The 20,272-nt window shown below is 66.2% G+C and carries 17 protein-coding genes; 5 read left to right on the top strand and 12 right to left on the bottom strand.

Annotated features, from left to right (window positions below; all coding sequences use genetic code 11):
* Nucleotides 1-10 precede the first annotated feature (10 nt).
* Complete coding sequence (locus CTA01S_RS13325) at nucleotides 11-673, bottom strand: response regulator (protein WP_019561307.1); 663 nt, start codon at nucleotides 671-673, stop codon at nucleotides 11-13.
* 76 nt (nucleotides 674-749) lie between these two features.
* Nucleotides 750-2,627, bottom strand: a complete 1,878-nt coding sequence (locus CTA01S_RS13320; protein WP_062196241.1) for a sensor histidine kinase — start codon at nucleotides 2,625-2,627, stop codon at nucleotides 750-752.
* Nucleotides 2,628-2,735: 108 nt separating this feature from the next.
* On the opposite strand from CTA01S_RS13320, the gene CTA01S_RS13315 reads away from it, so the two are divergent.
* Together CTA01S_RS13315 and ybeY are read left to right on the top strand one after the other, a co-directional pair.
* Entirely contained in the window at nucleotides 2,736-3,701 is a 966-nt protein-coding gene (locus CTA01S_RS13315; protein WP_026330251.1) for a PhoH family protein, read from the top strand.
* 2 nt (nucleotides 3,702-3,703) lie between these two features.
* Nucleotides 3,704-4,150 (top strand): rRNA maturation RNase YbeY, encoded by a 447-nt coding sequence (gene ybeY, locus CTA01S_RS13310; protein WP_026330252.1) that lies wholly within the window; start codon nucleotides 3,704-3,706, stop codon nucleotides 4,148-4,150.
* 22 nt (nucleotides 4,151-4,172) lie between these two features.
* Here ybeY and CTA01S_RS13305 read toward each other — a convergent pair whose 3' ends face one another.
* The 8 genes from CTA01S_RS13305 to CTA01S_RS13270 all read right to left on the bottom strand — a co-directional run bounded on the left by CTA01S_RS13305 (nucleotide 4,173) and on the right by CTA01S_RS13270 (nucleotide 13,936).
* On the bottom strand, nucleotides 4,173-5,165 hold the full coding sequence (locus CTA01S_RS13305) for an ABC transporter ATP-binding protein (RefSeq protein ID WP_062196239.1): 993 nt from the start codon (nucleotides 5,163-5,165) through the stop codon (nucleotides 4,173-4,175).
* Nucleotides 5,162-6,154, bottom strand: coding sequence for an ABC transporter ATP-binding protein (locus CTA01S_RS13300; protein ID WP_019561312.1), 993 nt, complete (start codon nucleotides 6,152-6,154; stop codon nucleotides 5,162-5,164). The genes CTA01S_RS13305 and CTA01S_RS13300 overlap by 4 nt, the downstream gene beginning before the upstream one ends.
* 16 nt (nucleotides 6,155-6,170) lie before the next feature.
* Nucleotides 6,171-7,103, bottom strand: a complete 933-nt coding sequence (locus CTA01S_RS13295) for an ABC transporter permease (protein WP_062196236.1) — start codon at nucleotides 7,101-7,103, stop codon at nucleotides 6,171-6,173.
* Between the two features lie 99 nt (nucleotides 7,104-7,202).
* A complete protein-coding gene (locus CTA01S_RS13290; RefSeq protein ID WP_019561314.1) occupies nucleotides 7,203-8,771 on the bottom strand; it encodes an ABC transporter substrate-binding protein in 1,569 nt (522 codons plus the stop codon).
* Between the two features lie 16 nt (nucleotides 8,772-8,787).
* Nucleotides 8,788-10,005: a M20 aminoacylase family protein gene (locus tag CTA01S_RS13285; RefSeq protein ID WP_019561315.1), complete on the bottom strand. Its 1,218-nt coding sequence runs from the start codon at nucleotides 10,003-10,005 to the stop codon at nucleotides 8,788-8,790.
* Between the two features lie 15 nt (nucleotides 10,006-10,020).
* Nucleotides 10,021-11,007 carry an ABC transporter permease gene (locus tag CTA01S_RS13280; RefSeq protein WP_062196233.1) on the bottom strand — a complete coding sequence of 329 codons (987 nt, stop codon included), beginning with the start codon at nucleotides 11,005-11,007 and terminating at the stop codon, nucleotides 10,021-10,023.
* Nucleotides 11,008-11,170: 163 nt separating this feature from the next.
* Nucleotides 11,171-12,763, bottom strand: a complete 1,593-nt coding sequence (locus tag CTA01S_RS13275) for an ABC transporter substrate-binding protein (protein ID WP_062196231.1) — start codon at nucleotides 12,761-12,763, stop codon at nucleotides 11,171-11,173.
* 171 nt (nucleotides 12,764-12,934) lie between these two features.
* Nucleotides 12,935-13,936 (bottom strand): porin, encoded by a 1,002-nt coding sequence (locus CTA01S_RS13270; protein WP_084362430.1) that lies wholly within the window; start codon nucleotides 13,934-13,936, stop codon nucleotides 12,935-12,937.
* 306 nt (nucleotides 13,937-14,242) lie between these two features.
* On the opposite strand from CTA01S_RS13270, the gene coq7 reads away from it, so the two are divergent.
* Entirely contained in the window at nucleotides 14,243-14,896 is a 654-nt protein-coding gene (gene coq7, locus CTA01S_RS13265) for a 2-polyprenyl-3-methyl-6-methoxy-1,4-benzoquinone monooxygenase (RefSeq protein ID WP_062196226.1), read from the top strand.
* A gap of 3 nt (nucleotides 14,897-14,899) precedes the next feature.
* Here coq7 and CTA01S_RS13260 read toward each other — a convergent pair whose 3' ends face one another.
* The gene (locus CTA01S_RS13260; RefSeq protein WP_019561320.1) at nucleotides 14,900-15,322 is read right to left on the bottom strand and encodes an OsmC family protein; all 423 of its coding nucleotides are present in this window, start codon (nucleotides 15,320-15,322) and stop codon (nucleotides 14,900-14,902) included.
* Between the two features lie 330 nt (nucleotides 15,323-15,652).
* On the opposite strand from CTA01S_RS13260, the gene ilvA reads away from it, so the two are divergent.
* Together ilvA and CTA01S_RS13250 are read left to right on the top strand one after the other, a co-directional pair.
* Nucleotides 15,653-17,227, top strand: a complete 1,575-nt coding sequence (gene ilvA, locus CTA01S_RS13255) for a threonine ammonia-lyase, biosynthetic (RefSeq protein WP_019561321.1) — start codon at nucleotides 15,653-15,655, stop codon at nucleotides 17,225-17,227.
* A 95-nt stretch (nucleotides 17,228-17,322) separates the two neighbouring features.
* Nucleotides 17,323-18,366, top strand: coding sequence for a nicotinate-nucleotide--dimethylbenzimidazole phosphoribosyltransferase (locus CTA01S_RS13250; RefSeq protein ID WP_062196223.1), 1,044 nt, complete (start codon nucleotides 17,323-17,325; stop codon nucleotides 18,364-18,366).
* A gap of 7 nt (nucleotides 18,367-18,373) precedes the next feature.
* Here the strand turns inward: CTA01S_RS13250 and CTA01S_RS13245 are convergent, their stop codons facing one another.
* Nucleotides 18,374-20,272 carry a DUF294 nucleotidyltransferase-like domain-containing protein gene (locus CTA01S_RS13245; protein ID WP_062196221.1) on the bottom strand — a complete coding sequence of 633 codons (1,899 nt, stop codon included), beginning with the start codon at nucleotides 20,270-20,272 and terminating at the stop codon, nucleotides 18,374-18,376.

The following is a 20,272-nucleotide window of genomic DNA, read 5'->3' as shown; positions in this document are numbered from 1 at the left end:
AGCCTCGGGTTCATCGCGGGGTGCGCTTGAACAGGCCCAGGCGCTGCGCCTCCAAGGCCGCCTCGGCACGCGAGGACACATTGAGCTTGCGGTAGATCTGCTTGACGTAGTCGGCGATGGTGTGACGCGACAAGTTGAGTTGTTGTCCGATCTCGGGCAGCGTGAAGCCTTTGGCCACACGCAGCAGCACTTCGTTTTCACGCTCGGTGAGCGAGACGTCGGGCAGCAGCGGCGTCTCCTCTTGCTGCTGCCGCGCGTGGGATGCGAAGTAGGCGATCACCCGGCGAGCGATCGAGGGCGACAGCGGCGGCTCGCCCTGGGTGATGCGCTGCAGCTGCTCGGCCAGCATCTCACGCGATTGCTCCTTGAGCAGGTAGCCGAACGCACCGGCTTGCAAGGCGGGAAAGAGGTGATCGTCGTCGTCATGGATGGTGACCACGACCGATTGGGCCTCCGGCTGCTGCTCGCGCAGGGCTGCGACCACCTCGACGCCAGAGCCGTCGGGCAGGCCCAGGTCGATCAGCGCAAGATCGAACCGCATGGCGGTGATCTGTTGCAGCGCATCGTGGACACGGGCGCTTTCGACGAGCCGCGCCTTGGGAAACACCTGGATCACCAGGGCTTTGAGCCATTGGCGGATCTCGGGCAAGTCTTCGAGCAGCAGGATGTGCATGGCGAGTCAGGGCACCGAGGCCGAAGCGCCCTTACGGGCGGGGGATGGGCAAATATTAGCAGGCCGGCCCGGCCTGCTACAGGGGCAGTGTGAGGCGGATCAGGGTGCCGAACCCTGGGCCGGATTCGACCAGGCACTGTCCGGCCAACTGTTTGGCGCGGCGTTTCATACTGGCCATGCCATGGCCGCGGTCGAGGCGGCCATCGAGCTCCATGGGAATGCCTTTGCCGTTGTCCTGGATGACGAGATGAAAGTCGTTGTCGTCGATCACGCAGCGGATGGTGCAGGCATTGGCTCCGCTGTGCTTGATGATGTTGCTGACGGCCTCGCGCAGGATGCGGGTGGTCTGCACGTAGGCGCGCGCCGAGAGGTTGCGTTCGTCCAGCTCGTGCGCGCTGACCCATTCGACCTGCACGGCCGCTTGGCTGAGCCGCGAGACGGTTTCGGCACGCCAGTCGGCCAAGGCATCGGCGATGCGCACCGGCTTGCCGGTGAGCCCGCGCACCGACAGCCGCATTTCTTCCAGGGCTTCACGTGCCAAGGTGGCGATGCGCTCGTCGTGGCTGGTATGGACGATGGTCAGCAGCTTGGCGCCGAGGTCGTCGTGCAAGTCGCCGGCGATGCGTTTGCGCTCGGCCTCGGCCACCTGTTCGATGCGCAATTCGGCCAAGTGGGCGTAGCTGCGTTCGATTTCGACCGTGCGCTCGTGCACACGCCGTTCGAGTTCGTCGCGCATGGTCTCGGCCACGCGCAGCGCCTGCGCGAATTCGCGCAAGACCTGGACGGCAACGACCAACATCAGCACCGGCATGACGAAATGCACCAAGTGTCGGTTCGGCAAGTCCAGCCAGCCGCGTTGCAGCCCCAACTCAGCCACCGCGGCCAGCACCGCCAGGATCATCACCGCAGCCACACCGCGCCAGCTTGTGCGTTGGGCCCGCCGGGCCTGGATGAGATAGTCGACCGAGGCCACACCGACTTCGAGCGTGAAGATCGCAAACCACAAGTTCATGACCTCGAAAAGCCGCTCCCGACCCGCCAGCGCCAGGCTCAGCGGCACCAGCAGGCATTGCATCCACAGCGCGATGTCCACCCAGCGGTAGCGCAGCCCGGCGTGGCGCTGCAGGAACAAAATGGCAAATGCCGTCACCGGCGCGACCAGGCAACCGATCAGGACTTCGGCTGCGGCATGGGTCAGAGGAATGTCACTCCACCACACGCGGGCACTGACGAGGGACCAGCCGATCAACAGAGCGCCGAAGTAGAGATACACCGGCTGGGATCGCCGGATCCAGCCCAGCCCGAGCATGAACAGGCCCATCACGGACAGCACGGCTGCACCGATTTGCAAAACGGTGACGTTCCAGAACAGCGCACGGTCGTGGCGCGCGCGCAACTGATCGTAGGAACCCACTTCGAGCACCGACAGCCCCCCGGCGCGTTGGCGCGCGGCGACCTCCCCGGCCGAGAACCCCACCACCCGCACATCGAGATGGTTGCGACCGGAGGGCTCCAGCAAGCCCGACGGCAGTGCAAATAGAAAAGGACGGTAGCAATTGCGGCTGACGGGCTCACTCATGCGGCCGCCGCGGCCAATGACGTGGCCGTTGAGGCGCACCTCGACATTGGTGCAGGCCCGCTCGATGTACAGCGCCAGCAAGCCATCGGGCACCACCAGCGTGTCCGCCCGCAGGTCGAAGCTGGCCGAATAGGTGAGCACCCCAGAGAAGTCCGGCTGATCGCGTGCCCAGTCGTGAGGCAAGCTGACGTTGCGCAACACCGGCCGGCCGACACGGCCGTCCGGGTCCTCCTGCGTGACCAGCGCCTCGCGGATGACCAGGTTCTGGGCCTGCACCGGCACGCTGAGGCCCACCAGGGCCAGCATCCAGCCCAGCACCCACAGCCTGACGGCCACCCCCACCCACGCTCCGCGCGATACGCCCATCGTTTCCATGGCGCGCATTCTGCGACGAAGGCCGACGGCTTCCCAGGCCCACGCTTCACTTTCCCCGAAGTCGGGGGACAATGCCGGCACTGGAGCTGCCCTGAATCGCCCGTGCCCGTGATCCTCCGCCACGCTTTCATCCCGCTGGACAACACCCGCCTGGCCCACCTGTGCGGCACCCTCGACGAGCATCTGCGCACCATCGAAGCCGCGCTGGATGTGAGCATCCGCCGGCGCAATGAGTCCTTCCGCATCGAAGGCACACGCCGGCAGGCCGAGCGGGCCGCCGCGTTGCTGCAGTCGCTCTACGAGCGCGCAGCCCAGCCGCTGCCGTCCGATGTGGTCCAGATGGCGGTGCTGCAAGCGGCCCGCGCCGACGAGCCGCCCGCGCCGGCTGGCGATGATGCGGCCGAGGACATCGTGCTGCGCACCCGGCGCGCCGATCTGGCAGGACGCACCCCGAACCAAGAGCTGTACCTGCGCAACATCCTCAGCCACGACATCACGTTCGGCATCGGTCCGGCCGGCACCGGCAAGACCTTCCTGGCCGTGGCCTGCGCGATCGACGCCCTGGAGCGCGCCGCCGTGCAGCGCATCGTGCTGACGCGACCGGCCGTGGAAGCCGGCGAGCGCCTGGGCTTTTTGCCCGGCGATCTCACGCAAAAGGTGGACCCCTATCTGCGCCCGCTGTACGACGCGCTGTACGACCTGATGGGTTTCGACCGGGTCACCAAGGCTTTCGACAAGGGGCAGCTCGAGATTGCGCCATTGGCCTTCATGCGTGGACGCACGCTCAATCACGCCTTCGTGATCCTGGACGAAGCGCAGAACACCACGCCCGAACAAATGAAGATGTTCCTCACCCGCATCGGCTTTGGCTCCAAGGCGGTCATCACCGGCGACGTGAGCCAGATCGATCTGCCGCGCGGCACCCCCAGTGGCCTGATCGACGCCGAACGGGTGCTCAAGCGGGTGCGGGGCATTGCGATGACACGGTTCACCGCCGCCGACGTGGTGCGCCACCCGCTCGTGGCCCGCATCGTCGAAGCCTATGAGGCGGCCCGGCCCGCTCGAGGGGAGTGAACATGCGCCCGAGGCTGCAACTGTCCCTGCAGTTTGCCGATGCGCGCCATCGCGCGCTGTTGCCCCGGCACAAAGTCGCGCGTTGGATCCGTGCGGCCTTGGAAGCACCGGCCCAGATCACGGTACGCATCGTCGATGCCGAGGAAGGACGCGCGCTCAACCGCGATTATCGGCAGCGGGACTACGCCACCAATGTGCTGACCTTCGACTACCAGCACGCGCCGGTGGTGGTGGCCGACCTGGTCGTGTGCGCGCCGGTGGTCCAGCGCGAAGCCGCCGAGCTGGACAAGCCGCTGATCGAGCACTACGCGCATCTGCTCGTGCATGGTACTTTGCATGCACAAGGCTACGACCACGAAGCCGACGACGACGCCGAGGTGATGGAAGCGCGCGAATCGGCGGTGATGCGCGCGCTGGGTTTCTCAGACCCCTACGCGCGCGCCGTTTGACGGGCTCGGGCCCGGCCGCAGCTCAGAGCCGACCCTCCTCCACGGCGTGGCAGGCCACTTTGATGCCCTGCCTGTCTTGCAGGACCGGGCGCTCGCGCGAGCAGCGCGCATTGGCATGTGGGCAGCGCGGATGGAACGCACAGCCGCTGGGCGGGTTCAGTGGGTTGGGCACCTCGCCTTGCACCGGCGTGCGCGCGCGTCCGGTCATGTGGATGTCGGGGATCGCATCCAGCAGCATGCGGGTGTACGGGTGGCGCGGGCGCCCGAACAGCTCGCGCTTGGGCGCCAGCTCCACCAGCCGGCCGAGGTACATCACGCCCACCTCGTCGGACACGTGGCGCACCACGGCCAGGTTGTGGGAGATGAACAGATAGGTCAGCCCGCGCTGGCGCTGCAAGTCCTTCATGATGTTGAGCACTTGCGCCTGCACCGAGACGTCCAGCGCCGAGGTCGGCTCGTCGCACACCAGGAACTCGGGCTGCGTGGCCAGGGCACGGGCGATCGAGATGCGTTGACGCTGCCCACCGGAAAACTGGTGGGGGAACTTGTCCATGTCGGCGCTGGACAGGCCCACCGACTGCAACAGCTCGCCCACGCGCTGCTTGGCCTGCGCATCGGTGTCGACCAGGCCGTGCTCGCGCAAGGGCTCGGCGATGATGTCCAGCACCTTCCAGCGCGGATTGAGGCTGGCATACGGGTCTTGAAAAATCATCTGCATGCGGCGATGCAGCGCTCGGCCTGCGGCCGTGCCGGCCACCGCCTGGGTGTCGATGCCGTCGAAGTACACGCTGCCACGGCTGGGCTTGTACAGCCCCACCAACAGACGCGCCACCGTGCTCTTGCCACAGCCGGACTCGCCCACCAAGGCCAGCGTGCGCCCGCGCTCGATTCGAAAGCTCACCCCGTCGACGGCATGCACGAATTCACGCGGCTTGCGTTCGATCACTCGGTTGAGCCACGGGGCCGAGACATCGAAGGTCTTGGCCAGGTCTTTCACTTCCACCAAGGCAGTCATGCGGCACGTCTTTCTTGCGGTGAGTGCAGCCAGCACGCCGCACGGGTGCGGCCGGCATCCATCAGTTCAGGCCGCTCGATGCGGCAACGGTCGAAAGCTTGCGGGCAACGCGGGTTGAAGGCGCAGCCCTTGGGGATGGCCGTCAGGCGCGGCATTGCACCGTCGATCTGGGTGAGGCGATCGCGGTCCTCGTCCATCGAGGGAATGGAGCCCATCAGGCCCACGGTGTAGGGGTGGGCCGGAGCGTGGATCACGTCTTGCACCGGGCCGATTTCGACGATGCGCCCGGCGTACATCACGGCCACACGATCGCAGGTCTCGGCAATCACGCCCATGTCGTGCGTCACCAGCATCACCGCGGCGCCCTTTTCCTTGCACAAGCGCTTGAGCAACGCGATGATCTGGGCCTGGATCGAGACATCCAGCGCCGTGGTGGGCTCGTCGGCCACGATGAGCTTGGGCTCGGCCGCCAGCGCCAGAGCGATCACCACGCGCTGGCGCATGCCGCCGGAGAACTGGTGCGGATAGTGGTCGATGCGTTGCTCGGCCGCCGGAATGCCCGTGTCCTTGAGCAGTTGGATGGCGCGCTGGCGGGCCTGCGCCGGGCTCATCGGCAGGTGGGTCAGGATGGTCTCGACGAGCTGCCGCCCCACGGTGTACAGCGGGTTCAGCGAAGTCAGCGGATCCTGGAAGATCGCGCCGATTTGCCGGCCGCGCACCTTGCGCATCTCCTCGTACGGCAGGTTGTCGATGCGCCGGCCGTCCAGCCGGATCTCTCCGGCGGCCACGCGGCCCGGCGGCTCCAGCAGACCGATGATGGCCGCACCGGTGAGCGACTTGCCCGCACCGGACTCGCCGACCACGCCAAGGATCTCGCCAGCGGCGATGTCGAAGCTGATGTCGTCCAGCGCCAGCAGCGTGCCGCGCCGGGTCGGAAATTCCACGCGCAGGTTCTTCACCTGCAGCAAAGGGGTTTCGTTCGTGTTCATCGTGGGCACTCCTGGCTCAGCGCAGGCGGGGGTTCAGCGCATCGCGCAGCCAGTCGCCCAGCAGGTTCACGCTCAAGGCGATCAGCACCAGCATGGCGCCGGGGAAGATGGTGATCCACCACTCGCCGGAAAACAGGAAATCATTGCCGATGCGAATCAAGGTGCCCAGCGAGGGCGAGGTGGGCGGCACCCCGACCCCCAGGAAGGACAACGTGGCCTCGATGATGATCGCTTGGGCCACCTGGATGGTGGCCAGCACCAGCACCGGCCCCAGCACATTGGGCAGCACGTGCTTGCGCATGATGCGCAAGGGACTGACACCGATCACCCGAGCGGCTTGCACATAGTCTTTGTTGCGCTCGATCAGCGTGGAGCCGCGCACCGTGCGGGCATAGTCCACCCACTTGGTCAGCGCAATGGCCAGGATCAGCACGCCGAAGGCCAGAGTCTCGTGCGCATTGGGAAACAGGGCTCGGCCCACGCCATCGATCAGCAAGGCGATCAAGATGGCCGGAAAGGACAACATCACGTCACACACGCGCATGATGAAGGCATCGACCTTGCCCCCCACGAAGCCCGACAGCAGGCCCAGCGAGACGCCCAGCACCACCGACAGCACCACCGAGGCCAGCCCGACGAACAGCGAGATGCGCGCGCCATACATCAGGGCCGAGAGGATGTCGCGGCCCTGGTCGTCCGTGCCCAGCAAGTACTTGGTCGTGCCGCCCTCCATCCACGCTGGCGGCAAGCGTGAATCCGCCAACTCCAACGTGGCCAGATCGAAGGGATTGTGAGGCGCCACCCAGGGCGCGAACAGCGCGCAAAAGGCACAGAGAAACGCAATGGCCGCCGCGGCGATGGCCACTGGCGAGGTGCGAAAGCTGTACCAGAGGTCGCTGTCGAAGAAGCGTCGCCAGGCGCTGGGTGGAGCAGTCGTGGAGGTCGTCATCGGAATACGCAAAGGTCGTGTGCACCCGCCGTCGGCGCGCGCTCTCGTGAAGCGCAGCCTCCCGGCGGGCTCGGGAGGGGCCCGCTTGGGCCCAGGCCGTCACTTCACATGGATGTACTTGAAAGGCATGAAGTTGTCGGCCAGCTGGACCAGGTCGATGTTGGACTTCATCGCCCAGGCCAGCGCCTGCTGGTGCAAGGGGATGTGCCCGACCTCGTCCTGGTGAATCTTGAAGGCTTCGGCAATCATGGCGTTGCGCTTGGCCGGATCGGTTTCGGACTGGATGCGCTGGGTCAACTCATCCACCCGGGGGTTGCTGTACCAGCCCAGATTGAACTGGCCTTGCCCCTTGTCGTTGGGCGTGGCCATCAGGGCCGACAGCGGGTTGTGGGAATCGTAAGTGCCAGGCGTCCAGCCCAACAGGTAGAAGCTGGTGTCGCGGCGCAGGATCTTGGGGAAGTAGGTGGCCTTGGTTTCGGCCTGCAGGTTCACCTTCACCCCGATGCGAGCCAGGTTGGCAGCCACGGCCTGGCAGATCGCCGCATCGTTGACATAGCGGTCGTTCGGGCAGTTCATGCCCACCTCGAAGCCATTCGGATAGCCGGCTTCGGCCAGCAGTTTTTTGGCCGCATCGGGATCGTAGGGCAGGCGCTTGTTCAACTCAGGCACGAAGCCCTTGATGCCCGGGGCCACCATCAGCGCCGTGGGCGTGGCGGCCCCGCGCATCACACGGGTGCGGATGGTCTCGATGTCGATGGCCTGATAGAAGGCGCGGCGCACCCGCACGTCCTTGAACGGGTTCTTGCCCTTGACGTTGGAAAACAGCAGCTCGTCGCGCTTCTGGTCCATCCCCAAGAAGATGGTGCGCAGCTCGGGGCCTTGCAAGACCTTCAAGCCCGGGTTGGCCTTGAGCCGGTCCACGTCCTGCAGCGGCACGGGCTCCATCAGGTCGATCTCGCCAGACAGCAGCGCGGCCACGCGCGTGGCGTCGTTGCCGATCGGGGTGAAGATCACCTCGGTGACATTGCCCTCGATCTTGCCCCAGTAGTTGGCATTGCGCACCAGCACCGTGCGCTGCCCCGGCTGACGCTCGCGCAGACGGAAAGGGCCCGTGCCATTGGCGCGGAAGCTGGCCGTGTTCTCGATGCCTTTGCGGCGGTCCACCGGCGTCTCGGCGCGGTTCTCCTCGCACCACTTCTTGCTCATGATGTAGACGAGGGTGATGACGTCCGGCAAGATGGGAAAGGGCGCGCTGGTTTCGATCTCGACCGTGTGGGCATCGAGCTTGCGCACTTCCTTGATCGCATTGGTGTAGCCACGCATGTCCGAGCCCTCGCCGGCGGCGCGCTTGAAGCTGAAGACCACGTCATCGGCGGTGAAAGGCGTGCCATCGTGGAAGCTGACGTTGCGGCGCAGCTCGAAACGCCACACGGTGGGAGACGTTTGCTTCCAGCTCGTGGCCAGGCCCGGCGTCAGGCCCAGGGTCTTGTCGCGCGCCACCAACGGTTCGTAGATGTTGCCGGTGAAGCTCAACTGCATCGACTCGTTGAGCGAATGGGGATCCATCGACTGGGCATCCCCCTGGTTGGCTACCCGCAGGGTCTTGGCAGCGGCCAGCCCGCAGCTCAGGGCCAGCGCCAGGGCCAGCAATGTGGGCTTGAACTTCATCGACAGCACTCCTTGATCAGTGGGGAGAAAGAGGCATGGCCTGTTCGACCAAAGCAGCGAACAAGGCCGCGCCCAGCGGCAAGATCTCGTCATTGAAGTCATAGCGGCTGCTGTGCAAGAAGCCGCTGGAATCGGCCACCTCGCGCCCCTGCCCGATGCGCAGATAGGCCCCAGGCTTGACCTGCAACATGAAGGCGAAGTCTTCGGCGCCCATGCTGGGCGGCAAGTGGCGCACCACATGGTCCTCGCCGACCAGCGAGGCGGCCACGTCGGCGGCGAACTGCGCCTCACGCGGCGAGTTGACCGTGGCCGGGTAGATGCGCTGATAGTCCAAGGTGGCCGAAGCCCCCAATCCCATGGCCACCGATTCCACCAAGCGCCCCAGGCGCTCCTCGATCATGTCTTGCACCTGCGAGCGGAAGCTGCGCACCGTGCCCACCAGCTTGACCTGGCGCGGGATCACGCTCATGGCGCCCACATCGCCGCCTTGCATCGCGCAGATGCTGACCACCGCCTGGTCGAAAGGGCTGACATTGCGCGAGACCAGGCTTTGCGCCGCCGTGATGATGTGCGCGGCCACCAGCACCGGGTCCACGGCCAGATGCGGATGGGCGCCATGCCCCCCCTTGCCGGTGACGGTGATCTCGATGCGGTCGGCCGCCGCCATCATCGGCCCCGGCGCCACGCCCACATGCCCGGCCGGCAGATGCGGCCAGTTGTGCATGGCATAAACCGCTTGCGCCGGAAAGCGTTCGAACAGCCCCTCGTCGATCATGGCCTTGGCCCCACCGAAGCCCTCCTCGCCGGGTTGGAAGATCAGATAGGCCGTGCCATCGAAGCGGCGGGTTTCGGCCAAATAGCGCGCTGCGCCCACCAGCATGGTCGTGTGGCCGTCATGGCCGCAACCATGCATCAGCCCCGGCTTGGTCGAGCGCCAAGCGAAGTCGTTTTCCTCGCGCATCGGCAAGGCGTCCATGTCGCAGCGCAGGCCGATGGCGCGACCGCTGTCATGCCGACGGCCCCGGATGACGGCCACCACCCCGGTTTTGGCAATGCCGGTGTGGATTTCGTCCACGCGCGCGAGCTTGAGCGCCTCGACCACGCGGGCCGAGGTGCGCACCTCCTCGAAGCCCAGCTCCGGGTGCGCATGCAAATCCCGGCGCAAGGCGGTGAGCTCGGCATGAAAAGGCACGATGTGGCGAAAGATGCCGTGATGCAGATCGAGCAAACGCATGATCGAGCCCCGCCCTCAGTGGGCACTGCCCGGACGCTCCACACGCAAGCGCGGATCGACCGCGAAATACAACAAGTCCACCGCCAAGTTGATGATCACGAAGATCAGGGCGATCAGACACAGGTAGGCCGCCATCACCGGGATGTCGGCAAAAGTCACGGCCTGGATGAACAGCAGGCCCATGCCTGGCCACTGGAACACCGTCTCGGTGATGATGGCAAAGGCAATCAGCCCGCCCAGCTGCAAGCCCGTGATCGTGATCACCGGCACCAAGGTGTTCTTCAGCGCATGGCCGAAATGCACCGCGCGGTTGCTCAAGCCCCGCGCCCGCGCGAACTTGATGTAGTCGGTGCGCAGCACCTCCAGCATCTCGGCGCGCACCAAGCGCATGATGAGCGTGAGCTGGAAGATCGCCAAAGTCACCGCCGGCAGGATCAAATGCTTCCAGCCCGTGGCCGTGAGCCAGCCCGTGGTCCATACCTCACCGAGCTTGACCACCTCGCCACGTCCAAAGCTCGGCAGCCAGCCCAGCGTCACTGAAAACACCATGATCAGCAAAATGCCGATCAAGAAAGTGGGCAGCGACACCCCCAGCAGCGAAAACGTCAGCATCAACTGCGACAAAAAGCTGCCGCGGTTCAGGGCGGTATAAACCCCCATCGGGATGCCCACCGCCAAAGCGATGACGGCCGCGACGATCACCAGCTCCAGCGTGGCCGGGAAGCGCTCGAGCAACAAGGTGGACACCTTTTGTCCTTGACGCAGGCTGAGCCCGAACTCGCCCTGCACCGCATTGGCCACGAAACGGCCGAACTGCACGAAGAAGGGCTGGTCCAGGCCCAGGTCGGCGCGCATCTGGTCGCGCTGCTCGGGCGTGGCATCTTGCCCCAGGATGTTGGTGACCGGGTCGCCCACGTACTGAAACAGCATGAAGGCGATGAACGCCACCGTGAGCATGACCACGATGGCCTGGGCCAGTCGACGAAGAATGAATGCGAGCATGAAGCCTGTGTTGGCCGGTTGCCAAGGCGCTCACTCGTGATGAGCGCCTTTGGGAGTTTCGGAATCCACGGGGCTGTGGGCCGGCACGCGCGGGGGCGGGATCGTCCGCAACGCATGCGCGCCGGCGCAGCCCGTGATGAGTCGCAAGGGCGGCGACGCCTCCTCAGTTGACCTTCACCAAGCGCATGTCGATGCGGTTGTCGGCGCGGTGCACCAAGTCGATGTTCTTCTTCATCGCCCAGGGGATCACCTGGTCGTGCAGGGGAATGTGCGCCACCAGATCGTTTTGCAGTTGCAAGGCCTCGGTCAGCATGCGCCGGCGCACCGGGGCGTCGGTTTCCACCTTGATGCGATCGACCAGATAGTCCATGCGCTCGTTGGAGAAGCGGCCCACGTTGTAATTGCCGTCGCCGCCCGTGCCCACGCTGCGCACCAGCGATTGCAGCGAATACAGCGCGTCGAAGGTCGGCACGCCCCAGCCCAGCATGTAGATGCTGGCCTCGTAGCGCTGGATCATCGGGAAATAGGTCACCAGCGGCATCGTGCGCAGCTTGGCCTTCACGCCGATGCGCGCCCACATCGCGGTGATGGCCTGGCAGATGGCCTCGTCGTTGATGTAACGGTTGTTCGGGCAGGCGAAATCCACCTCGAACCCGTCGGGATAGCCGGCTTCGGCCAGCAGCTTCTTGGCCGCTTCCACGTCATAGGGGTAGCGCTTGGCCACGCTTTCCGTCCAGCCGGCCACCTGCGGGGCCACCAGCGCGCCGGTGGGCTTGCCCAGGCCGCGCATGATGTTGCGCGAGATGGTGTCGATGTCGATGGCCTGGTACAGCGCCTTGCGCACCCGCAGGTCTTTCAGCGGGTTCTTGCCCTTGATGTTGGAGCCCGGCAACTCATCGCGGAACTGGTCCATGCCCAGGAAGATGGTGCGGTTCTCGACCCCGTCGACCACCTTCAGATTGGGGCTGGCGCGCAGACGCGGCAGGTCTTGGGGGGTGGGGTCGAGCACCAGATCGACCTCGCCGGACAGCAACGCGGCGATGCGGGTGGCGGCCGACTTGATCGGCGTGTAGACGATCTCGGTGACATTGCCCTCCATCTTGCCCCACCAGTGGGGATTGCGCTTGAACACCATGCGCTGGTCGGGCTGCCAAGATTCCAAGATGTACGGCCCCGTGCCATTGGCATTGCGGTGGGCGAAGTTCTCCTCGGGCGTCTTGAGATCCTTGGGCGCCACCGAATTGTTCTTCTCGGCCCAGGCCTTGTTCATGATGCGCAGCTCGGTGAGCTGGCGCAACAGCACAGGGTTGGGGTTCTTCAAAAAGATATCGACCGTGTGGCTGTCGACCTTCACCACCTTGTCGATGCCCTGGGTGTAGATGCTGAAGTTGGACGTGGGAGCCATCGCCCGGTTGAGCGAGAACACCACGTCGTCGGCCGTCATCGGCGATCCATCATGAAACTTCACGCCCTGGCGCAGGTTGAAACGCACCTGCGTGGGGCTGATGTCGCGCCAGGACGTGGCCAGCACCGGCTCGACCTCGAAGGTGCGGCTGTTGTAGTAGACCAGCGACTCGTAGACGTTGGCATGCAAGCCGTTTTGCAGCGCATTGTTCTGGGAATGGATGTCCCAGGTGGCGATTTCGCCCTGGCTGGCCCATTTGAAGGTCTTGGCCTGCACGGCTGCCGGCGCCATCCAGCCGGTGCAGACGACAGCCGCTGCCGCCATGGCGGCAAAGGTGCTGCGATTGAACATGGGTTCACTCACATGAAATATTGAAGGTATGAATGATCAGCAAAACCCATGCCGATCGTCAAAGGGGGAAGTCCGGATGGGCACCCCAGCACGGCCCGGAAAAGAAAAGCCGCCCGAAGGCGGCTTTTGGACTTGCTGCATCCTCAGGCTCGCACAACGCGAGCGCGGGGATCAGAAGTTGTGCTGGATGCCCACGTCAAAGCCGGTGCGACGATCTGCGCCCGTCTCCTTGGCCGTGCCCAGGTCGGCGTAGACCTTGGTGCGCTTGGACAGCGGATAGTGGTAGCCCACGCCGAACTTCTTGATGTCGGTGTTGGTCAGGTCGTTGTCACGCACCGCGAACAGCGCACGCAGATCGCCGCCGCCCACCGGGGCATTGGCAAACAGGGTCCAGTTGTCGCGGTCAGCCACGTCAACCCCACCAGCATTCTCGGCCTTGCCCGTGGTATAGGACAGGCCGACGCGGGCGAAGCCGAAGTTGTAGGCGCCGGTGGCCGTCCACACGCTGGTCTTCACAGCGCCCAGGGCCGCCGGGGTTTGGTTGCCGGCGTTTTCGTAGCCCAGACCCAGGTAGAGCGGGCCGGCCGAGTAAACGACGTTGGCGCCGAACGGGTTCTTCGTGCCGGCAGCGGTGGTTTCCTTGGCCGCCACTTGCACCAGGGCCGTCAAGCCGCCCAGATTGGGCGTCTTGTACGAGAAGGAGTTGCTGAAACGCACCGGCAGAATGCCCAGCTGGTTGTGCGCAGCACCGGCCTGCCCGATGGTGTCGTAGCCGAACGGATCGCCCGCCAGAGCCACCCAGAACAGCGGGGTGTAGTCACGCCCCAGGCGAATTTCACCGAAACCGCCCGACAGACCCACCCAAGCTTGCTGCCAGAAGTTGGCAGCAGAGGTTTGGGCGCCGGTATCGTTGTTGAAACGATGCTCGATCAGGAAGTTGGCGCGCAGACCGCCGCCGAGGTCTTCGGTGCCACGGAAGCCCAGGCGCGAGCCGGCTTGTTGGTCCAGACCCCAGGCGTCACTGGTGGAGGTCGCGCCGGCCAGCGTGGAGGTGCCGTCATTGGTCTTGGTCAGCGCCATGTCCAGCTTGCCGTAGATGGTCACGGACGACTGGGCGGCCGCAGCGCCAGCGAAGGCGCCCAGCACGGCGAGAGCGAGAAGAGATTTTTTCATTGCAACTATCTCCTAGGTTGAACAAGAGGTCTCGGTCGCCCGTTGTTGTGCAGGACCGGGCTGTCCGAGCCAACCTCCTCAGCGGAAGTTGGCGCTATTGCACCAGAGGGTTGCGGCGGCGGCCAGACTTGCGTGCAGAAAAGACCGGGGTTTGTTGTCTATGCGCAACAGGCCTGGCCGCCGAGGCCGGCGCTGCGGCGGCGGATGCCCCACCGAGACGCAGACCCGCGTGCCCCCCGGGGGGGCTGCCACGCCGGCCGGCCAGGCTCTATGCTTGGGGCTTGGTCGCTGCGAGAGTGTGTTGCGATGAATGCCCGCCCCCCCTTGTCTGCCCTGGATACCCTGCTCAGCGCTGCCGATGGCGCCTTGCGCACCGTGTTCGGCGCGCACCGTGCGGCCCGCCCCTGCCCGCAGCCGACGCCGCCCGCGCAACAGGCTCCCTTGAGCGAGCCCGAGCGCCGGCTGTCGGGCGCGCTGATGCGCGTCAATCATGTGGGCGAGGTCTGCGCCCAGGCGCTGTACACCGCCCAGGCGCTGGCCACACGCGATCCGGCGCTGCGGGCCCATTTCGAGGCCGCCGCCCGGGAGGAGGTGGATCACCTGGCTTGGACCGAGCAGCGTCTGGCCGAGCTGGGCGACCGCACGAGCTGGCTCAACCCGCTGTGGTACGCCGGCGCCTTCGGCATCGGCTGGGTGGCCGGGCGGCTGGCCGGCGACCGGGTCAGCCTGGGGTTCGTGGTGGAGACCGAGCGCCAAGTGGAACAGCACCTGCAAAGCCACCTGGAGCGTCTGCCGGCACAGGATGCCTCCTCACGCGCCATCGTGCAGCAGATGAAGGAGGACGAGGTCCGTCATGCCTTGGATGCCGAAGCCGCCGGTGCCGTGCCGCTGCCTGCGCCGGTGCAGTGGCTGATGCGCGCGGCCGCCAAGGTGATGACCACGACCGCCCATCGTGTCTGAGCGTCAGACCTCGACGATCTCGTAGCTGGTGGTGATCTCGGCCGTCTTGCCCAGCATGATGGTGGCCGAGCAGTATTTGTCGTGCGACAGCTCGATGGCGCGCCGCACGGCCGTCTCGGGCAGACCCTTGCCAGTCACCACGAAGTGCATCTGGATGCGGGTGAAGACCTTGGGGTCGGTGGGGGCACGCTCGGCGCTGAGCTTGACTTGGCAGCCGCGCACGTCGTGGCGTCCGCGCTTGAGGATGAGCACCACGTCATAGGCCGTGCAGCCGCCCGCACCGGCCAGCAGGGTTTCCATCGGGCGCGGGGCCAGGTTGCGCCCGCCGCCCTCGGGGGCGCCGTCCATGTTCAGCAAGTGTCCGCTGCCCGTTTCGGCCGAAAACGCCATGCCGTGTGCCGGCATCCAGTGGATGGTGCATTCCATGTCACGCAATCTTCAGGGTGGAAAGCCCCTCATTGTGGGCGCTGCGCGGTCGGCGTGCAGCCTGGGGGTCTGGAAAACAGCCTCTCACGCAAACCGTGAAAAATTTATTGCGGCGCATCATGGAATGGCGTTAAACTTCCGTTCATGTGATGCCTGCACTGTGCAGCATTGCAACGTTTGTCTCCTCCACCCTCCTCCTTTGGTGGATTCGGCCCAAGGCTTCACGGCCTTGGGCCTTTTTCTTGGTGCAGCAGCCCCCTGCACCGGCTGCTGCACTGCAAAACGAGGGCGGGGCTCGCGTATATTCGACGGCTTCGCAGGAGGAGCCCCATGGCACGAGCCACCCCCAAGACCCCCCGTACCGCCGCCCCGGCGCGGCGCCGCAAGCCCCTGTCCTTGGCGGACTATCTCCAGAAGATTTTGACGGCGCGCGTCTATGACGTGGCGGTGGAGACCGAGCTGGAGCCAGCCAGCCAGCTGTCGCAGCGTTTGGGCAACCGCGTGTTGCTCAAGCGCGAGGACAATCAGCCCGTGTTCAGCTTCAAGCTGCGCGGGGCCTACAACAAGATGGCGCACTTGAGCCCGGCGCAGCTCAAGCGGGGGGTGATCTGCGCCTCGGCCGGCAACCATGCGCAAGGGGTGGCTTTGGGCGCGCGCCGTCTGGGCTGCCGCGCGGTGATCGTGATGCCGGTGACCACGCCGCAGGTGAAGGTGGATGCCGTGCGCTCGCTGGGCGGTGAGGTGGTGCTGTTTGGCGAGAGTTTTTCCGACGCGTATGCGCATGCGCGCGAGCTGGAGGCGAAGAAGGGCCTGACCTTCGTGCACCCTTTCGACGACCCGGACGTGATTGCCGGGCAGGGCACGATCGCGATGGAGATCTTGCGCCAGCACCAAGGGCCGATCGATGCGATTTTCGTGGCCATCGGCGGCGGTGGCCTGATTTCGGGCATCGCCAGCTACGTCAAAGCCGTGCGGCCCGAGATTCGCGTCATCGGCGTGCAGATGGAGGACTCCGATGCGATGCTGCGCTCGGTGCGCCAGGGCAAGCGAGTGCAGCTGTCGGATGTGGGCTTGTTTGCCGACGGCACGGCCGTCAAGCTGGTGGGCGAGGAAACCTACCGCCTGACGCGCCAACTGGTGGACGACTATGTCGTGGTGGACACCGATGCGGTGTGCGCGGCGATCAAGGATGTGTTCCAGGACACGCGCAGCATCCTCGAGCCCTCCGGGGCCATGAGCGTGGCGGCCCTCAAGCAGTACGTGCAGACGCATCGCTGCAAGGGCAAGACCTTCGTGGCCATCACCTGCGGGGCGAACATGAATTTCGACCGGCTGCGCTTCGTGGCCGAGCGCGCCGAGGTGGGCGAGGAACGCGAGGCGCTGTTTGCGGTGACCATTCCCGAGGAGCGCGGCAGCTTCAAGCGCTTTTGCGCGTTGTTGGGCCAGCGCAGTGTCACCGAGTTCAACTACCGCATCTCTGGCGCCGACGAGGCGCACATCTTCGTGGGCCTGACGACGAGCCAGCATGGGGAGTCGGCGCGCATTGCGGCGCATTTCCAAAAGCATGGCTTCCCGACGCTGGACCTCACGCACGACGAGCTGGCCAAGCAGCACCTGCGCCACATGGTGGGCGGGCATTCCGAGCTGGCCCGCGATGAGCGGCTGTTTCGCTTCATCTTCCCGGAGCGGCCGGGCGCGTTGATGAAGTTCCTCTCGACCATGCACCCGGGGTGGAACATCAGTCTGTTCCATTACCGCAACCAAGGCGCCGACTATGGCCGCATCTTGGTGGGCATCCAGGTGCCCAAGGGGGACAAGAAGGCCTTCCGGGAGTTCCTGGACACGCTGGCCTATCCGTATGTGGAGGAAACCGACAACCCCGCCTATCGCTTGTTCTTGCGCTGAACCCCCGTTTGGGGGTGGGCCGCCCCATTGCAGCCAGAAGGTGCCACTGAAAGAATGGGGCGGCTTCGCACTGGCAGCGCCTCCCAGCGCCCCCCATGAGTCTGCATCGTTCGCTGATTGCCCCCACGTTCCATCCGCCGTTGCAGCAGGCGCTGCACGAGAAGCTGGCCGCGCGCAACACCGCCGCAGGCAGCCTGGGCGAACTCGAACCCCTGGCGGTGCGCCTGGGCCTGGTGCAAAACACCCTCAAGCCTCGGCTGCACACCCCACAGCTCGTGGTGTTCACCGGCGACCATGGCTTGGCGGTGGACGGCATCACCGCACCGGACACCACGCCCAGCACCGAGCAGGTGCAAGCCCTCATCACCTTGCGCACGCCGTTGGCCGTGTTCGCGCACATCCAAGGGCTGGGGCTCACCGTGGTCGATGCCGGGCTGGCCGAACCGCTGGGGCGCCACCCGCTGTTGTTGTCGCGCAAGATCGCCCATGGCACACGCAACTCTCGGGTGGGGGCAGCCATGTCCTTGGATCAGGCGCAGGCGGCGATCCGCGCCGGCATGGAAATCGCCAATGCGCTGCCGGGCAATGTGCTGGCCTGCGCAGGACTGGGCGTGGGCAGCGAGGCCAGTGCGGCGCTGTTGCTCTCGCGCCTGGCGCTGCTGCCGCTGCCTCAGCTCGTGCAGCCGGCCGCGCAGGCGTCGCCGCAGCTGCTGGGCCACCAGGTGGCGGTGTTGCAGGCCGTGTTGGAGCGCCACCGCAGTGTGAGCGAGCCGGTGGAAATGCTGGCTGCGATGGGGGGCTTCGAGATCGGCATGATGGTCGGTGCGATGCTGGTGGCCGCAGGCAAGCGCCATTTGATCATCGTCGATGGCCTGCCGGCCTGCGCGGCCCTGGCCGTGGCCTCGCGCATCGCCGCGCCGGTGGTGGACTATGCGGTCTTTGCCCGCAGCCACAGCCGCCCGGGGCTGAGTCTGGCCTTGGGCTACTTCCAGCAGGGGCCGCTGCTCGAGCTGGGGCTGGAAAGCACCGACGGCACCGGCGCCACGCTGGCTTGGCCGCTGATCCATGCGGCCGCGGCGCTGTTGACCGAGGTGGCCGAAGGCGAGGACCCGGGGCCCAGCCGACCCATGGGGTTGTGAGGCGGGCTCAGCGCAGATAGTCCAGTTCCAGCCGCTGCTGCAGCCGCCGGGCCAAGCGAAAGGTTTCCTTGAGCATGCGGCGGTCGATGTCGTTGAGTTGGGCCACGTCGATGCGGTTGGGCTGCTCAGGCATTTCCTCGGCGCCGATCTGCACGCGCAAGCGCAGGGTTTGCAAGAATTCGAAGCCGGCGATCCAAGCCTGGCTCTCCGGCGGCTCCACGCCCATGGCCGGCGCAGCCTGCTCCAGGCGCGCGCGCGTGCCCGTGGCCGTGACGCCATGGGCCAGCGCATAGACACGGGCGGCCGCCACGAACAAGGCCGCGCCTTGCATCTTGAGGTCCAGCCACTGGTGGGGGCCGTCGCGGGTGGTGTCCAGCCCGCCCAACCAGTTCAGCGGCACGCGCAAGCGCAGCGCCAGCTCGCTCATCTGGCGCAAAAAGCGCGGCACGGCACGGGCCCGGCGATGCACGAGCTGGCGCATGGGCTCCAGCAGCGCGGCTTGTCCGGCCAGCGCTCGGAAGTCGAAAAAGATGCTGGCATGCAGCAAGTCCTCGGGGGCGCCGTGCTCGATCCAGTGGTCGAAGCGCGCACACCATTCGCGCGGGGTCAAGCACCACTGCGGGTTCATCGCCATCACCCCGCCCTTGCACAGCGGATAGCCGCAGGCCGCCAACCCTTCGTTGACGGCTTGGGCGAAGGCCAGCCAGCGCGCGCGCTCGCGCTCGGGCGCATCGCTGTGGAAGACCAGTCCGTTGTCCTGATCGGTGGCGATGGTCTGCTCGCCCCGACCTTCGGAGCCCAGCGCGATCCAGCAGGCTTGCTGCAGGTCCAGGCCATGCGCCTGGGCCATCAGTTGCACCAGGCGTGAGGTCAGCACGTCGTTGAGATGGCTGACGAGCTCGGTGAGCTGGCGCGCGCGCAGGCCCTGGGCCAGCAAGCTGCGCGCGAAGCGACGAATGTCGGGGGCCACCGACCGCAGCGCCGCCAGATCGCGGGCATGGCGCAGGTCGGCGCTGAGTTGTTTGAGCGACAGGCGTTGCAGCGCGAAGAGGTCGCGCTCGCTGAGCAGGCCCACCATTCGCTCGCCGTCGAGCACCGGCACATGGCGAATCCCATGACGGGACATGAGCAAGGCGGCATCCTGGGCCGTGTCGTGCGCGGCCAGGGTGTGCACCGGCCGGGTCATGACTTCAGCCACCGGCAAGGACAACGGCCGCTGCGCCAAGGCCACGCGGCTGAGCACATCCTGGCGGGTGAGGATGCCTTGCAGGCGGCCGCCGTCGTCGGTGATCAGCATCGCACCCAGACGCTGGTCGTGCATGGTGCGCAGCGCCTGCGCCAGCGGCGTGTCGGGCCGGCACGTGACGGGCTGGCGGCGCACCAGGTGCGCCAGCGCCGTCTCGAAGGACTGCTCGGCCAGGGTCTGGGATGCGGCATCGGCCTGGATGGCACGACGCGACAGGGTGAGATATTGCAGGATGCGCCCGCTGAGGAAATCGGCGAACGGCGGGCTGAGCGCGGCCACCGCATCGACGGCTGGGCGTGGGATCAGCAAACACCAGCCCGGCTCGGTGGCGGTGTAGGTGGCGGTCACGGGCCGGGCGCCCATCAAGGCCCCGACGGGAAAGACATCGCCGCGTTCGTATTGGAAACCCGTGGCTTCCAAATCGGCCAGCCCGCGTCGGCCGGTCACCGCGCCGGCCAGCACGACGTACAAGGTGTGGACCGGGCCATCCTCGGGACGGCGCAGCACCTGGCCGCTGGTGCAGCGCAGCAAGGTCGCGGCTTCGAGGAGCTGCTCGACATGGTCCGGCTGCATCTGTGAGAACGGCGGATGCGGCTGCAGCATGGCCAGCCATTGCGGCCGCCCGGGACGGGGGGTGGAAGGTGGGGCCGACGTGTCCAT

It is taken from the genome of Caldimonas taiwanensis NBRC 104434 (assembly GCF_001592165.1).
GTDB lineage: Bacteria > Pseudomonadota > Gammaproteobacteria > Burkholderiales > Burkholderiaceae_C > Caldimonas > Caldimonas manganoxidans.
Note: the sequence above shows the minus strand (reverse complement) of the source record. Positions and strands in the feature narration are given on the sequence as shown.

What these genes read in the sequence shown, in the direction of transcription:
- CTA01S_RS13325 (WP_019561307.1), bottom strand. Translation starts at nt 673, where the DNA reads ATGCACATCCTGCTGCTCGAAGACTTGCCCGAGATCCGCCAATGGCTC.
- CTA01S_RS13320 (WP_062196241.1), bottom strand. Translation starts at nt 2,627, where the DNA reads ATGGAAACGATGGGCGTATCGCGCGGAGCGTGGGTGGGGGTGGCCGTC.
- ybeY (WP_026330252.1), top strand. Translation starts at nt 3,704, where the DNA reads ATGCGCCCGAGGCTGCAACTGTCCCTGCAGTTTGCCGATGCGCGCCAT.
- CTA01S_RS13305 (WP_062196239.1), bottom strand. Translation starts at nt 5,165, where the DNA reads ATGACTGCCTTGGTGGAAGTGAAAGACCTGGCCAAGACCTTCGATGTC.
- CTA01S_RS13300 (WP_019561312.1), bottom strand. Translation starts at nt 6,154, where the DNA reads ATGAACACGAACGAAACCCCTTTGCTGCAGGTGAAGAACCTGCGCGTG.
- CTA01S_RS13295 (WP_062196236.1), bottom strand. Translation starts at nt 7,103, where the DNA reads ATGACGACCTCCACGACTGCTCCACCCAGCGCCTGGCGACGCTTCTTC.
- CTA01S_RS13290 (WP_019561314.1), bottom strand. Translation starts at nt 8,771, where the DNA reads ATGAAGTTCAAGCCCACATTGCTGGCCCTGGCGCTGGCCCTGAGCTGC.
- CTA01S_RS13285 (WP_019561315.1), bottom strand. Translation starts at nt 10,005, where the DNA reads ATGCGTTTGCTCGATCTGCATCACGGCATCTTTCGCCACATCGTGCCT.
- CTA01S_RS13280 (WP_062196233.1), bottom strand. Translation starts at nt 11,007, where the DNA reads ATGCTCGCATTCATTCTTCGTCGACTGGCCCAGGCCATCGTGGTCATG.
- CTA01S_RS13275 (WP_062196231.1), bottom strand. Translation starts at nt 12,763, where the DNA reads ATGTTCAATCGCAGCACCTTTGCCGCCATGGCGGCAGCGGCTGTCGTC.
- CTA01S_RS13270 (WP_084362430.1), bottom strand. Translation starts at nt 13,936, where the DNA reads ATGAAAAAATCTCTTCTCGCTCTCGCCGTGCTGGGCGCCTTCGCTGGC.
- coq7 (WP_062196226.1), top strand. Translation starts at nt 14,243, where the DNA reads ATGAATGCCCGCCCCCCCTTGTCTGCCCTGGATACCCTGCTCAGCGCT.
- CTA01S_RS13260 (WP_019561320.1), bottom strand. Translation starts at nt 15,322, where the DNA reads ATGGAATGCACCATCCACTGGATGCCGGCACACGGCATGGCGTTTTCG.
- ilvA (WP_019561321.1), top strand. Translation starts at nt 15,653, where the DNA reads ATGGCACGAGCCACCCCCAAGACCCCCCGTACCGCCGCCCCGGCGCGG.
- CTA01S_RS13250 (WP_062196223.1), top strand. Translation starts at nt 17,323, where the DNA reads ATGAGTCTGCATCGTTCGCTGATTGCCCCCACGTTCCATCCGCCGTTG.
- CTA01S_RS13245 (WP_062196221.1), bottom strand. Translation starts at nt 20,272, where the DNA reads ATGGACACGTCGGCCCCACCTTCCACCCCCCGTCCCGGGCGGCCGCAA.